At 40.5% G+C, this 13,097-nt stretch carries 13 protein-coding genes; all 13 read right to left on the bottom strand.

Annotation, left to right across the window (positions count from 1 at the left end):
* Nucleotides 1-98 precede the first annotated feature (98 nt).
* The 13 genes from pyrE to miaA all read right to left on the bottom strand — a co-directional run bounded on the left by pyrE (nucleotide 99) and on the right by miaA (nucleotide 12,981).
* The gene (pyrE, locus tag HMPREF9180_RS04260) at nucleotides 99-731 is read right to left on the bottom strand and encodes an orotate phosphoribosyltransferase (RefSeq protein WP_006145214.1); all 633 of its coding nucleotides are present in this window, start codon (nucleotides 729-731) and stop codon (nucleotides 99-101) included.
* A gap of 33 nt (nucleotides 732-764) precedes the next feature.
* Nucleotides 765-1,466, bottom strand: coding sequence for an orotidine-5'-phosphate decarboxylase (gene pyrF / locus HMPREF9180_RS04255; protein ID WP_006145213.1), 702 nt, complete (start codon nucleotides 1,464-1,466; stop codon nucleotides 765-767).
* A 241-nt stretch (nucleotides 1,467-1,707) separates the two neighbouring features.
* Nucleotides 1,708-3,024: a cell division protein FtsQ/DivIB gene (locus HMPREF9180_RS04250; RefSeq protein WP_006145212.1), complete on the bottom strand. Its 1,317-nt coding sequence runs from the start codon at nucleotides 3,022-3,024 to the stop codon at nucleotides 1,708-1,710.
* Nucleotides 3,025-3,033: 9 nt separating this feature from the next.
* Nucleotides 3,034-4,092 carry a UDP-N-acetylglucosamine--N-acetylmuramyl-(pentapeptide) pyrophosphoryl-undecaprenol N-acetylglucosamine transferase gene (locus HMPREF9180_RS04245; protein WP_006145211.1) on the bottom strand — a complete coding sequence of 353 codons (1,059 nt, stop codon included), beginning with the start codon at nucleotides 4,090-4,092 and terminating at the stop codon, nucleotides 3,034-3,036.
* A gap of 1 nt (nucleotide 4,093) precedes the next feature.
* Nucleotides 4,094-5,446 carry a UDP-N-acetylmuramoyl-L-alanine--D-glutamate ligase gene (gene murD, locus HMPREF9180_RS04240; protein WP_006145210.1) on the bottom strand — a complete coding sequence of 451 codons (1,353 nt, stop codon included), beginning with the start codon at nucleotides 5,444-5,446 and terminating at the stop codon, nucleotides 4,094-4,096.
* 167 nt (nucleotides 5,447-5,613) lie between these two features.
* Nucleotides 5,614-7,365, bottom strand: coding sequence for a glycoside hydrolase family 13 protein (locus tag HMPREF9180_RS04235; RefSeq protein ID WP_006145209.1), 1,752 nt, complete (start codon nucleotides 7,363-7,365; stop codon nucleotides 5,614-5,616).
* A gap of 239 nt (nucleotides 7,366-7,604) precedes the next feature.
* The gene (locus tag HMPREF9180_RS04230; RefSeq protein ID WP_000794365.1) at nucleotides 7,605-7,799 is read right to left on the bottom strand and encodes a helix-turn-helix transcriptional regulator; all 195 of its coding nucleotides are present in this window, start codon (nucleotides 7,797-7,799) and stop codon (nucleotides 7,605-7,607) included.
* Between the two features lie 6 nt (nucleotides 7,800-7,805).
* Entirely contained in the window at nucleotides 7,806-8,135 is a 330-nt protein-coding gene (locus tag HMPREF9180_RS04225; protein WP_006145208.1) for a hypothetical protein, read from the bottom strand.
* 394 nt (nucleotides 8,136-8,529) lie between these two features.
* Nucleotides 8,530-9,285 carry an SDR family NAD(P)-dependent oxidoreductase gene (locus HMPREF9180_RS04220; protein WP_006145207.1) on the bottom strand — a complete coding sequence of 252 codons (756 nt, stop codon included), beginning with the start codon at nucleotides 9,283-9,285 and terminating at the stop codon, nucleotides 8,530-8,532.
* Between the two features lie 20 nt (nucleotides 9,286-9,305).
* Entirely contained in the window at nucleotides 9,306-10,235 is a 930-nt protein-coding gene (gene rnz / locus HMPREF9180_RS04215; protein ID WP_006145206.1) for a ribonuclease Z, read from the bottom strand.
* 14 nt (nucleotides 10,236-10,249) lie between these two features.
* Nucleotides 10,250-10,873, bottom strand: a complete 624-nt coding sequence (locus HMPREF9180_RS04210; protein ID WP_006145205.1) for a hypothetical protein — start codon at nucleotides 10,871-10,873, stop codon at nucleotides 10,250-10,252.
* A complete protein-coding gene (gene hflX / locus HMPREF9180_RS04205) occupies nucleotides 10,866-12,104 on the bottom strand; it encodes a GTPase HflX (RefSeq protein ID WP_006145204.1) in 1,239 nt (412 codons plus the stop codon). The genes HMPREF9180_RS04210 and hflX overlap by 8 nt, the downstream gene beginning before the upstream one ends.
* Entirely contained in the window at nucleotides 12,097-12,981 is an 885-nt protein-coding gene (gene miaA, locus HMPREF9180_RS04200) for a tRNA (adenosine(37)-N6)-dimethylallyltransferase MiaA (protein ID WP_025168631.1), read from the bottom strand. The genes hflX and miaA overlap by 8 nt, the downstream gene beginning before the upstream one ends.
* Between the last annotated feature and the right edge of the window lie 116 nt (nucleotides 12,982-13,097).

Raw genomic sequence — 13,097 nt, 5'->3', positions numbered from 1 at the left:
AAAATAAAGATTTGAATTATCTTATTTTATGGGTTTTTTTATTTTAGATATAAAATTTCAGTTAAAATTGGAGTTTAAAACTTTGAAATTTCAATAGATTAGGCTTTTTGCCAATTTTCTTGGTCTTCTTTGAAACGTTTTAGGAGGTCGAGTCCTTCTGGTGTGATGTAGCCTTCTTCTTGGGCTAGGTGAATCAACTCGCTGTAGTTTGAAAGGGTCACAAGTTTAACGCCAGCATCCGCAAAGTTTTTATCAGCTTTTGGTAATTGGTAGGTAAAGATTGCTACCACACCTAAAACATCTGCACCTTCACGTTTAGCTGCTGCTACGGCTTCGAGAACTGAACCACCAGTTGAAATAAGATCTTCAACAACAACCATCTTTTGACCTTGTGGTACACGACCTTCGATTTGGTTTCCAGCACCATGATCTTTTGGTTTGCTACGGATGTAGGCAAATGGCAGATTCATCTTATCGGCGATGATGGCACCATGTGGGATACCTGCAGTCGCTGTTCCTGCAATCACTTCTACCTCTGGGAATTCTGCTTTAATAGCTTCCACAAAACCATTTTCAATCAAGGTACGAGTTTCTGGGTACGCAAGGGTCACACGGTTGTCCGTATAAATCGGTGACTTGATACCTGATGCCCAAGTAAAAGGTTCTTCTGGCTTAAGGTAAACGGCTTGAATTTTCAATAGATGGCTAGCAATGTCTTTAGCAAGTGTCATGGGTTTCTCCTTTTTATTCTATAGTGTAAGTATTTATTTCCAGTCTCGTGTCCACTCATCCTTGATAGCATGATAAGCTGCTACAGGATCAGTTGCCAGAGTGATTGGTCTTCCAACTACGATATAGTCACTACCGATTTGATAAGCATCTGCTGGTGTCATGACTCGTTTTTGGTCTCCAACAGCGGCTCCTGCTGGACGAATTCCCGGTGTCAGGCAAATAAAGTCTTGACTAGTCGCTTCCTTGATGAGTTTTACTTCTTGAGCCGAGCAAACTACTCCATCTAATCCCGCTTCAGCAGTTTTCTTTGCATAGTGAATAACCGATTCTTGAAGACTGGTTTGAATATTTTGAAAGTCTCTCATTTGTTCTTCAGAAGTTGAAGTCAACTGGGTGACAGCAATCAACTTCGCTTCTTTTCCAAGTCCTTCACGCGCAGCCTTCATCATCTCTACACCACCTGCCGCATGAACATTGGTCATATCAACGCCCAGATGAGACAAAACCTTCATGGCTGACTTGACTGTATTAGGTATATCATGGAGTTTGAGATCCAGAAAGACGCTATGTCCCAAGCCTTTCAAATAAGAAACAATCTCCGGACCTGTAGCGTAATAGAGCTCCATTCCAACTTTAACATAGAGTTTTTCTTCTGCTGGAAATAGAGCTAAAAATTCCTTGACTTCTTTAAAACTTGGAAAATCAAGAGCAATAACCGGACGAGATTCGCGCATACTTTTCTCCTTTTACCTTTGTTAGCTAGAGAGCATGAAAAAAGGAACCTGCCTACAGCAAGGTTCCACGAAAAATGGGTAGAATTTACCCTTTCACCGTCTAACCTTAGCTGCCTCTCTGGACTGCTTTAAAGGTTTTTTACTATTCTATTATTTAAAGCGGGACTTGTCAAGTAAAAACAAGTAACTGTCTTCGTCAAAAAGAGGATCAATTATCAAACTGAATAATATTGTTTGATACTTAACGACTCTGCCTTGTTTGAGTGGTTTGAGTCGTTTGTGTTGTTTGTCCTCGATTTCCTTGCTCAGTTTGTGTTTGCTTTTCTTCTTCCTGTTTTTTCTTTTCCTCTTCTTCTTTTTTCTTCTTTTCCTCTTCTTGGGCTTTGATTCTGGCTTCTTCTAGAGCTTTATCTGCCAAGCTATAGCTATAAATACCAACTTCCATATCAATCCCACTAGGAACTGTTAACTGTGGCTTAATTTTACTATAGTAGGGTAATTTCTTCCCTAGTTCTGATAGAGGAACCAAAATTTCATCTGAGTCATTCATGGTTATCTTAAGAAGATCGCTTGTTACCTTACTTGGTGCAAGTTCAATCTTCTCAATCTCTTGCTTGATTTCTGGACTCACATCATTTAGCTGAGAAATTAAAGTTTTTATCTGTTCCTCATCGTTAAAGAGAACAGATATATACTTTTCAGGTAAGTTAGCAGCAGTAACGGCTGTTGATTCAATACTTCCGCTAGATAAGATTGGATAATAGTTATCTCCTGAAACTGAATAGGCGACAATTTCATATTCTTTGACTTCAATGGTAAAGTGAACTGGGAATTGATAAACTATCTTAGCTGATTCAATCCAGTGGTTTGATTTGACCATTTCTGCATGCTTATCTTTATTTAAGAGCAAGCTGATCGTATAGTCACTATCCTTAATCCCAGAAGCTTCTTTGACTTGGTCTGCACTTGTATGATCTGTTCCTGTCACTTCAATATGTTTCAGAGTAGATAGAGGAGTTAGCAGATAAATAGACAAGAACAAGATTAAAAAACTTGGGACGAGAACTGAAACTGCTCGCCAGATATGTACAGATGAGATAGGAGCTTTCTGGGGTTTATTTTTAGTTGTGTTCTCTGTAGTTTCCTTGGTCTCTTCCTCAATCTTTTCAGTTTCTACTTCGTCTTGACTCTTAGATTCTTCTTGAGATGCTTTTGTTTCTTCTGTGTCCTTCTCTTCAACCTTTTCATCTGAAACCTCAGCACTAGCATCCGAATCATCCTCTTCCGTTTTTTCGGTTTCTTCGTCCACTTCTTCAGAAATTTCAGATTCTTCTTCTACTTTTTTAGTCAAATACTCTTTGTTCTGTTTTTGCCATTCTGACAATTCTTGAGTATTTTCAGAAGTAGACTTTGTCGCTTGTTCTTCTCTTTCGCGAGCTTCTTCTTCGGCACGTTTCGCCTCTTCTTCAGCCTTTTTTTGAAGATATTCTTGATTTCGTTTTTGCCACTCTGACAATTCTTTGCCTTGAGCGCCCTGATTCTTTTTATCCTTTGACATCAATTTTCCTTATGATAAATCTTTTTTTAGAAGCTCATAAAAATCTGCCACAGATTTTAATTCATGAGAATTCTTCATTGTGTTTTGGTAAATCTCTTTGTTGGTCAAGAGTTGATTTACTTTTTCTTCTAAACTAGACAAGGTCAAATCACTCTCTTGCAACTCCTCAGCATAGCCCTTTTTCACGAAGTAAGCTGCATTTTCAATCTGATCTCCACGGCTAGCTTCACGCCCCAGTGGCACAATGACATGCAATTTAGCCATAGCAAGGAGTTCAAAGATGGTGTTGGCACCACCACGAGTGATGACAACATCAGCCAGATTCATGAGTGGTTGATAGAGTTCCGTCACATAATCTACACGATAAAGGTTAGTAGTTAATTCATTTAAACTAGCATCCCCTGTCAGGTTAACGATATTATAGTGACTGGTCAACTCTTCCTTGTGGTCTGTAACTAATTGGTTAAAGACACGAGCTCCAGCAGAACCACCGACAAAAAGAAGTGTTGGCAGTTTGGCGTTGAAACAAGTTCGGATATCTATCATTTCCTCTGGTTCTTCCGTTGTAGATCCAGAAACCTTGGTCACAGCTCCTACATGTTCTACCTTAGTGAGACTAGACGCTTGCTCGAAAGTAGAGTACATCTTGGTCGCAAACTTGTAGGCAATTTTATTAGCTAAGCCCATGGAGAGGTCTGACTCATGGATAAAAACTGGTACTCTGCATACTCGCGCAGCAATCACTGGTGGAACCGATACAAATCCTCCCTTAGAAAAGAGAGCCTGTGGACGAAGTCGTAGCATGATAAAGAGAGATTGAAGTATTCCAAAAGCTACCTTAAAAACGTCAACCATATTTTGCCATGAAAAATAACGACGCAATTTCCCCGTTGCTATCGAATGAAAGGTCACATCCAAGCCAGATTTAAGAATTTCTTGGTGTTCGATCCCATGCTTATCTCCGATATAGTGGACTTCCCAACCATCATCGATAAACTTAGGCATTAACAAAAGATTGAGAGTGACGTGTCCGACTGTCCCTCCACCTGTAAATACAATTTTTTTCATACTAGCCCTTCAACTCCGCTACTGTCTTAAGGAAGAGATCTCCACGTACCTCAAAGTTTGGATACATATCCCAGCTAGCATTAGCTGGACTTAAAAGCACGATATCTCCTGTTCCTGCTAGGTGATAAGCCTTACGTGTTGCATCGGCAATATCTGTCGCATCAACATATTCAACCCCTGCCTTGTCCGCTGCTCGTTTGACACGTTCTGCAGACTGACCTAGGATGACCATTTTCTTGAGTCCTTTAATATCTGGCACCAATTCATCAAATTCATTTCCACGATCCAGTCCACCGGCAATCAAGATGACCTTACTATTATCAAATCCTGATAAAGCTTTTTGAGTAGCAAGGATGTTGGTTGACTTACTATCGTTATAAAATTTTACCCCATTGATTTCATCGGCATATTGAAGGCGGTGTTTGACCCCTCCAAAGGCAGACAAGGTTTCTTTGATTGTTTCGTTATCTACACCACGAATTTTGGCTACAGCAATAGTTGCGAGTGCATTTTCCACATTGTGGCTACCTGGAACACCAATCTCATCCGCTGCCATGACTGCTTCCCCACGGAAGTAGAGAAGACCATTTTCAAGGTAGGCACCGTCAACTTTTTCAAGTGTTGAAAATGGGACAACACTTGCTTGTGTTTTTTCTGCTAATTCTTTTGCCAAATCTTGATTAAAATTCAAAACCAAGTAATCTGCTGCAGTCATATTTTTTTGAATATTCCACTTGGCAGCCACATAGGCTTCAAATGAACCATGATAGTCAATGTGTGTTGGCATCAGGTTGGTAATAACTGCTATCTCAGGATGGAAAGACTCAATGCCCATCAATTGGAAAGAAGACAGTTCCATTACTAAGGTATCCTTATCTGTCGCAGTTTGGGCAACATGACTGGCAGGATAGCCAATATTTCCAGACAAGAGACCATTTTGTCCTGCTGCAGTCAAGACCTGACCAATCATAGTTGTAGTCGTTGTCTTCCCATTTGAACCTGTAATCCCTACAATAGGTGCTTCTGAAATCAAGTAAGCCAATTCAACTTCTGTCCAGACTGGCATTCCCTTTTCAAGAGCTTTTTTAATCATAGGATTACTATAAGGGATTCCTGGGTTCTTGACCATCAGTGCAAAGTCTTCATCCAACAATTCTAAGGGATGCCCACCCGTCACTACTTTAATTCCTTCTTCCAACAATCCTTGAGCTGCAGGGTTTTCTTCGAAAGGCTTACTGTCGTTGACCGTCACAATGGCACCAAGTTTATCCAAGAGACGAGCTGCAGATTCGCCTGATTTTGCCAAACCAAGAACAAGGACTTTTTTATTTTTAAATTGATCGATTCGTTTCATATCTAGAACTCCATTTCTACTCTTACTATTTTACCATTTTTATGAAAATAAAAAAGCCACAAAGGGCTTTCTACATTGTTTTTTATTTATCAAATACTGTTTTTACAAGTGTCAACTGTAGTAACTAATATTTATGAATATGATAAGTGATAAATACTCAAGAATCCTTACATTAAATCTACAGAAACCACAAATCCATCTGGCAGGATGATTTGTTGACCATCTTTTGTTTGACAATGACTTGCCAAATCAACAGAATCTCTGTCTAAGACAAAATTTTCCTTAGACTGATTAAAGATGGCTTGAACTGCTTCCCCTTCGTAGCTCCATTCCAAGACAATAACATCTGGTTTCACTTCTTCCAAACTATATGCACCATGCTGAATAATGCTTGCCACTTCCTTACGGACTTGGATTAATTGCTTCATGAAGTTCAGCATGTCATTTCCCTCAGATACACGATCCCAAGGCATAACACGTCGACAATCAGGGTCTGGTCCACCTATTAGGGCCAGCTCTGTTCCGTAATAGATACAAGGAGTACCCCTTTGCAGACAGAGGAAGGCTAGGGCTGCCTTGACATGCTGGATATTTCCATTGGCAGTTGTGAGGATACGCTCGGTATCGTGAGAATCCAGAAGATTGAACATCACTTCTAAGATTTGTTGCTTGTAGTACATTGACTGGCTATTGATTTCTGAAATGAACTGCTCTGTATTTTTATGCTGACGCAAGAAATAATCCTTGATACTTTCAGAGAGCGGGTAATTCATGACAGCATGGAACTCGTCCCCTTGTAGCCAAGGCTGAGACGTATGCCAGATTTCACCTAGAATATACAACTCAGGGTTTTTAGCAAGAACAGCCTTTCTGAAATCTCTCCAAAACTGGTGGTCAATTTCATTGGCAACGTCCAAGCGCCAAGCATCGATATCAAAATTTTCAATCCAGTAGGTCGCAACCTTCAAAAGATAGTCTTTGACTTCAGGATTGGCTGTATTTAACTTAGGCATATAGCTAGCAAAGGCAAAGGTGTGATAAGGGAGTTGTCTTGGATTCTGAAGTTTATCCTCAGTAACTGGAAATTCTTGGATATGGAACCAATCTTTATATGGTGACTTTTCTCCGTTCTTTAGAACATCCTGCCATTGGGCAGACTGGTAGCCGATATGATTGAAAACAGCATCTAGCATAATCTTGATGCCACGTTTGTGAGCTTCCTCGACTAAATTAGCAAAGACTTCCTTGTCTCCAAAGTGACGGTCAATTTCAAAATAATCCGTCGTATCATACTTGTGATTGGTCGTCGCTTCGAAAATCGGACATAGATAAAGTCCTGTGATTCCTAAGTCTTTGAGATAGTCTAAATGGTCGATAATTCCTTGTAAATCTCCACCAAAAAAGTCATCCCTGTTAGGAGCAATGGCAGCATCCCACTCTCGAGCTCCACTCGGAGTTAGCTTTGGATTTCCATTGGCAAAGCGTTCTGGGAAAATCTGATACCATACGGTATTTGAAACCCAGCTAGGAACCTGACATCCATCGATTTCGTGAATATAAGGAAGCTTAAAGCCATTTCCTTCCGCATCCAAGTTTTCTTTAGTATGTTCTACACAACCCTTATCACCGTAAAAAACACCCTGACCTTCTTTATCAAGGAGTTCAAAGAGATATTGAATCCGTGCAAAATCAACTGAGACCGTAACCTGCCAATAGTCAAATAGGGCATCTGAGGTTACTTTAGTCATTTCTTTCTTAGCTTCATACTTATCTTCAATGAAAATAAAGGGATCCCCATAATGCAAGATAACCTGATGGACATCATCCTTCTTGGTTCTGATTCGGATATGTAGCTGACCTTCTTTGTAAAGATAAGCATACTCTGATTCTGGTCTATGATAAATGGCTGTTAATTCCATCATTTGTCTCCTAAATAATCTACTACAATTCTTGCGCAAACGTTTTTATAACTAAAAACTAGTATACTATTTTAAGAGTAAATTTGCAACTTTTATACCAGTTTTACGATAGATATATAAATGGACAAGGGTGAAATTGAGTAGACTCTTTTTGAGCATTAAAAAGAGAGTTCCCATGAACTGGCAAACTCTCTCATCATTACGGAGCAGATAATTAAAATAAAAGCTATCTGATATCTTTAATCCTCTAAAACGAAAATTTCTTCAACATGTAGTCGTAGCAACCTTGCAATTTTCATTGCTAGTTCAAGTGTAGGATTGTACTTGTCATTCTCTATAGCAATAATGGTTTGTCGACTAACGCCTAATATTTTTGCCATATCTTCCTGACGTAGTCCTTCAGACTTTCTTAACTGTTTGATATTATTTTTCATACAGCATTAGTCTTTCTGCAACCAATAAATACCAATCGCCAAAACTACGATAATGATAACAACCATCAAAATTATTCCTTGAACAAGTTTATTTGGTTCATTAAAATCTTCATCACCGTCAATCATTTTCTGTTTTATGGCAGTTTGTGAAAATCCTTGAACAGAAATAGATAAACATAAAATCAGACATGGTAACATTTCAAGTTTAATGCCTTTTGTAATAGATTGATAGATATTAAATACTGTCCATCCACATAAGCCAAACAGAGCCGTTTTATACCCCCACTCCTCAGAACGTAGCTGAATCGCTCTGTCCATTTCATCCATTTTTCTCATAGTCCTGTTCCTCCAATCTATCAAAACAATGTCAAGAGCTCTTTACATTTCTTATTATACTCTAAATTGATAAAATGTCAAGATGTTTTAACATTTTTAGGCTTTTTTATTTTCTTCTGTTCTAAGAATATTTCTAACTCCGATTTACAGCCTAGTCAATCAGACAAAGGGCAAGTTCTTTTAATTCACTTTTATCTTGACTTCGTAAGCTTCCGCTATAGATATACTTTTAGTTATGTTAGACTTGAAGTTTATCCTCTCTTTTCTGCTTTCTTATCTCTATTTATACCTTAAATGGGCTTAATCGTTATAAACTGCCTGTTTATCATGTGGTATTTTTCTACAAATTAGCAACCGAAAAAATAAAAAGCCATTCCTCAAGGGAACAGCCTTTTCACTTATAATTAAAGGTTTCCCCAGCTAACTTATCTGCTAACTTGGGAAAGAGGGTATAAAACTTATGGGCTAGATTCAGTAAGAGAGGAAGATTGAGTTCCCGTTTATTTTTTCCTATGGTTTTGACAATCTTTCTAGCTACTGCATCTGGCTCGAGTAGGAAGCGGTCAACTGATTTTAGATAACTGCCGTCTGGGTCAGCCTGGTCGAAAAACCCTGTACGGATAGGACCGGGATTAACCGTCGTCACATAGACACCATAGGGCATGAGCTCAAGGCGAAGAGCATTTGAAAAACCGATGGCCGCAAACTTGGTCGCTGAATAGAGACTAGACTTGCCAGTCGCTATCAATCCTGCCATGCTGACGATATTGATGATATGTCCTTTTCGAGTCTCCTTCATAAGAGTTCCAACCAAACGAGACAGATTCATGAGAGCAAAGGTATTAACCTCAAACATCTGATGAATATCTTGATCAGAAATCTTGTCAAATTCATCAAAAATCCCGTAGCCTGCGTTATTAATCAGAACATCAATCTTTCCATAACGCTGATAGAGTTCAGCAACTAGTTCTTCTATGGCTTGAACGTCGGTAATATCAATTTCAATCAATTCTGCCTGAAGATGATTTCCGTATAGCTGAACTAGTTTTTCATTATTTCTGCCTAGCAAAATGAGTTGGTCTTGAGGCAAGAGTTTGACTATTTCTTGGGCTAGACCCCCGCTAGCACCTGTAATGAGAATCGTAGACATATTTATCCTTTCTCGAGATCCTAGATTTCCACTTCTTCTAGGTCTTTAACCACATGGACGTTTTCAAAAATTGTTGCAGCATCTTTCTTAAGCTGGCTGATATCTTTTGAAAGAAAACGGGCGCTGATATGGTTGAGCAAGAGTCGTTTGGCTCCCGCTTCTGTTGCAACCTGCGCAGCCTGCATATTGGTTGAGTGGCCATGATTGCGAGCAATCTTCTCATCACCCTTGCCATAAGTGGACTCATGGACAAGAACATCCGCATTGACTCCAAGACGCACACTAGCATCTGTTTTTCGAGTATCTCCCAAAATGGTGATAATCTTACCAGGTCGTGGGGCTGAGATATAGTCTGCTGCCTTGATCTCGGTGCCGTCTTCTAGGATGACATCCTGACCGTTTTTGATTTTTCCAAAGAGTGGTCCAAAAGGTACACCAGCAGCCTTGAGCTTCTCAGCATCCAAGGTCCCTTCAAGGTCCTTTTGCATGACACGATAGCCAACGCAGAAAATCGTGTGGTCTAACTCCTCTGCATAGACCGTGAATTTATCTGTTTCAAGGATTTTCCCTAGAGAATCTTGGTCAAATTCATGGAAATGAATCTTATAAGGCAGGCGAGACCCTGATACCCGAAGGCTAGTCAAGACAAAAGACTTGATGCCTCGAGGTCCATAGATTTCCAAATCTGTTTGTTCTTCATTTGCCTGAAAGGCACGACTAGAGAGAAAGCCTGGTAGTCCAAAGATATGGTCTCCATGTAAGTGGGTAATAAAGATTTTACTAACCTTGCGTGGTCGAATCGTGGTTTCCAGAATACGATTTTGCGTTCCTTCGCCACAGTCAAAGAGCCAAACTTCATTAATCTCGTCCAAGAGTTTCAGGGCAAGGCTTGAAACATTGCGGGCTTTAGAGGGCTGACCAGCCCCCGTTCCTAAAAATTGAATATCCATTCGATACTTTCTAATTAATCAAAATATAACATAGCGGTGCGGTTTTCCGAGCGGTAATAGAACTTCCCAGAGAAAGCTTTAGCTTCTTGAAGTAAGTCCTCTTGGCTGTATCCTTTGAGACGCTTGCGACCATCTGCCAAACTTTCCAAATCTGTCAAGTCTGTGAGATTTTCCACGCTAACAACTTCCTCATCTCCGACAGCTTTCATGTAAATCTTATCAGACTCCTCAAAGACTAGCTGATGAGGAAAAATTTGCGCAATCTCAAAAAGTAAGTCATCCGTAATTGCTTCCTCAACTTCTGAAAAAATGCGACCAAGGCCTTCTCTCTCGTAGCAAAATCCAAAGGATTTACCAGATAGATTGAGGCGAATAAAGGGCTTGATTTCTAAGGTAAAACTTGGTTCAGCATTAAAAAGATTTAGCTCTTGAGTTAGCTCCGCAAAGTAATTGGTCGCAGCTTGAGGGCTCTTTTTCTGGTAGAGCTCGGCAAAGTAGGCATTCACTACGCTGGGTGGAGGTGTAATGAGAGCTAGTTGCTCCTCTTCAGACCTACCAGCTAGAAGCTGGTCTAGATAAACCTTGTCTAGACTTGTATAGCCACCATACTTGAGTGCCAATGTTTTGATATCAGTCATAAAATTCCTCTAATCTCCATTTATTTTTCTCAGAAATGTATCCTCTAATGACTTCGCCGTCATCTTGATAGTCCCGTTCTTCAAGAATAGCGATACTCTCTAAATCATGAATCTTGTAGGACTTAGAAAAAGGCACGCGCAAAGTAAAGGGTTCAAAAATTTCCTTGATCTTATCTAGCAATAAAGCCTGCAACTGTTCTCGACTATCTTTATACTTAGCAGAAATCAGGGCAAAAGGCATTTGAGTCGGCGTAAAGTTCTCCACCAAATCCGCTTTATTATAAAGGGTTAAGCGAGGAATATCCTCCATGTCCAAGTCTTTCATGATAGAGAGGACCGTTTTTTCATGTTCCTCATGGTAGGGATTGCTAGCATCGATGACATGAACTAGAAGGTCTACATGCTTGCTTTCTTCCAAAGTTGACTTGAAACTAGACACCAACTCTGTCGGTAGGTCTTGAATAAACCCAACGGTATCAGTCAGGGTAACTTGAAGATTGCCCCCCAGATGAATGCTTTTAGTTGTTGCATCTAGAGTTGCAAAAAGCTCATCTGCTTCATACTGGGTCTTACTGGTTAGGGTGTTCATAATGGTTGATTTACCAGCATTGGTATAACCAATCAAGCCAATTTTAAAGGTACTTGACTCCAGACGTTTTTCTCGAACTGTCGCCCGATTTTTCTCCACCACCTTGAGTTGACGTTCGATATCTGTAATCTGGTTGCGAACACTACGACGATTAAGCTCCAGCTGACTTTCGCCTGGACCACGGGAACCAATTCCCCCTGCCTGACGGCTGAGCATAATCCCCTGACCAACCAAGCGAGGTAAGAGGTACTTGAGCTGTGCCAAATGCACTTGGAGCTTACCTTCGTGACTTCGAGCTCGCATAGCAAAGATATCCAAAATCAACTGCATACGGTCAATAACCTTGACACCGAGAACTTCCTCTAAATTGACATTTTGACGTGGTGTTAGACGGTTGTTAACGATGACTGTCGTGATTTCCTCTGCGTCCACCATGAGAGCAATCTCTTCCAACTTACCAGAACCAACAAAGGTCTTAGAGTCATATTTTTCACGTTTTTGTCTGTAGCTATCGACTACGACCGCCCCAGCTGTTTTGGCTAAACTAGCCAGTTCTTCCATGGAAAGGTCAAAGTTATCCATGCCCTGCAGTTCAACACCAATCAGCAGGACACGTTCCTCTTTTTTCTCCGTTTCAATCATCTAAGAACTCCTCTATCTGGCTAAAAATACGATCTTTCACACCAGATTCTCCTATCTGATAAAAGGTTACCTGCATGCGATTACGGAACCAAGTCAGCTGACGCTTGGCAAATCGACGGGTCGCCTGCTTGAGACTATCCCTAGCCTCCTCCAAGCTCTGCTCCCCTCGAAAATAAGGAAATAGTTCCTTGTAGCCAATCCCTTTAGCAGCCTGCACATCTGGATAATGGTCAAACAGCCACTTAGCTTCATCCAAAAGTCCAGCTTCAAACATCAGGTCCACTCTGTGATTGATACGCTCATAAAGCTGACTACGCTCATCATCCAAGCAAATAATCAGCGAATCATAAGGGCTCTCCTGATTTTCCAAATCTTGAGCAAAATGGGCAATTTCCAAGGCACGCATGGCACGGCGACGATTAAACTGGGGAATTTCAAGACCTGCTTGCTCTAGGAGTTGGGCTAACTCCTCATCTGAAAAAGGTTCCAAACTAGCACGATAGGCTAAAATATCCTCATGAGGTGTCTCCCCACCTAGGTGATATCCTTCTAGCAGACTCTGGATATAAAGTCCTGTCCCACCGGCGATAATAGCAAGCTTACCTCGATTTTGAATATTCTCAATCGCTGCCTTAGCCTCTGAAACAAAATCAAAAGCCGAGTATGACTCGGTTACATCTCTCACATCAATCAAATGATGAGGGACAGTTGCCTGCTCCTCCGGACTTGCCTTGGCTGTTCCAATATCCAGTCCTCGATAGACTTGTTGGCTATCTCCACTAACTACTTCGCCATTAAAACGCTGGGCAACTTCAATAGCGAGGGCAGTCTTACCAACAGCTGTTGGACCAACAATCACAATTATCTTTGATTTCATATTTTTTCCTTGAAAAATTCCCATTTTTTCGTTACTATTATTATAACACAAAAAGGTCAGGCAGAAAAATGCTACCTTTCAAGGGACAACTGCCTGATGGATAAGATAAAAGGAGG

Origin of the sequence: Streptococcus peroris ATCC 700780, assembly GCF_000187585.1 — a bacterium.
Lineage (GTDB): Bacteria > Bacillota > Bacilli > Lactobacillales > Streptococcaceae > Streptococcus > Streptococcus peroris.
This window is presented reverse-complemented; position numbering and strand designations above follow the sequence as displayed.

What these genes read in the sequence shown, in the direction of transcription:
- rnz (WP_006145206.1), bottom strand. Translation starts at nt 10,235, where the DNA reads ATGGATATTCAATTTTTAGGAACGGGGGCTGGTCAGCCCTCTAAAGCC.
- HMPREF9180_RS04220 (WP_006145207.1), bottom strand. Translation starts at nt 9,285, where the DNA reads ATGTCTACGATTCTCATTACAGGTGCTAGCGGGGGTCTAGCCCAAGAA.
- pyrF (WP_006145213.1), bottom strand. Translation starts at nt 1,466, where the DNA reads ATGCGCGAATCTCGTCCGGTTATTGCTCTTGATTTTCCAAGTTTTAAA.
- pyrE (WP_006145214.1), bottom strand. Translation starts at nt 731, where the DNA reads ATGACACTTGCTAAAGACATTGCTAGCCATCTATTGAAAATTCAAGCC.
- hflX (WP_006145204.1), bottom strand. Translation starts at nt 12,104, where the DNA reads ATGATTGAAACGGAGAAAAAAGAGGAACGTGTCCTGCTGATTGGTGTT.
- HMPREF9180_RS04235 (WP_006145209.1), bottom strand. Translation starts at nt 7,365, where the DNA reads ATGGAATTAACAGCCATTTATCATAGACCAGAATCAGAGTATGCTTAT.
- HMPREF9180_RS04230 (WP_000794365.1), bottom strand. Translation starts at nt 7,799, where the DNA reads ATGAAAAATAATATCAAACAGTTAAGAAAGTCTGAAGGACTACGTCAG.
- HMPREF9180_RS04210 (WP_006145205.1), bottom strand. Translation starts at nt 10,873, where the DNA reads ATGACTGATATCAAAACATTGGCACTCAAGTATGGTGGCTATACAAGT.
- HMPREF9180_RS04250 (WP_006145212.1), bottom strand. Translation starts at nt 3,024, where the DNA reads ATGTCAAAGGATAAAAAGAATCAGGGCGCTCAAGGCAAAGAATTGTCA.
- HMPREF9180_RS04225 (WP_006145208.1), bottom strand. Translation starts at nt 8,135, where the DNA reads ATGAGAAAAATGGATGAAATGGACAGAGCGATTCAGCTACGTTCTGAG.
- murD (WP_006145210.1), bottom strand. Translation starts at nt 5,446, where the DNA reads ATGAAACGAATCGATCAATTTAAAAATAAAAAAGTCCTTGTTCTTGGT.
- HMPREF9180_RS04245 (WP_006145211.1), bottom strand. Translation starts at nt 4,092, where the DNA reads ATGAAAAAAATTGTATTTACAGGTGGAGGGACAGTCGGACACGTCACT.
- miaA (WP_025168631.1), bottom strand. Translation starts at nt 12,981, where the DNA reads ATGAAATCAAAGATAATTGTGATTGTTGGTCCAACAGCTGTTGGTAAG.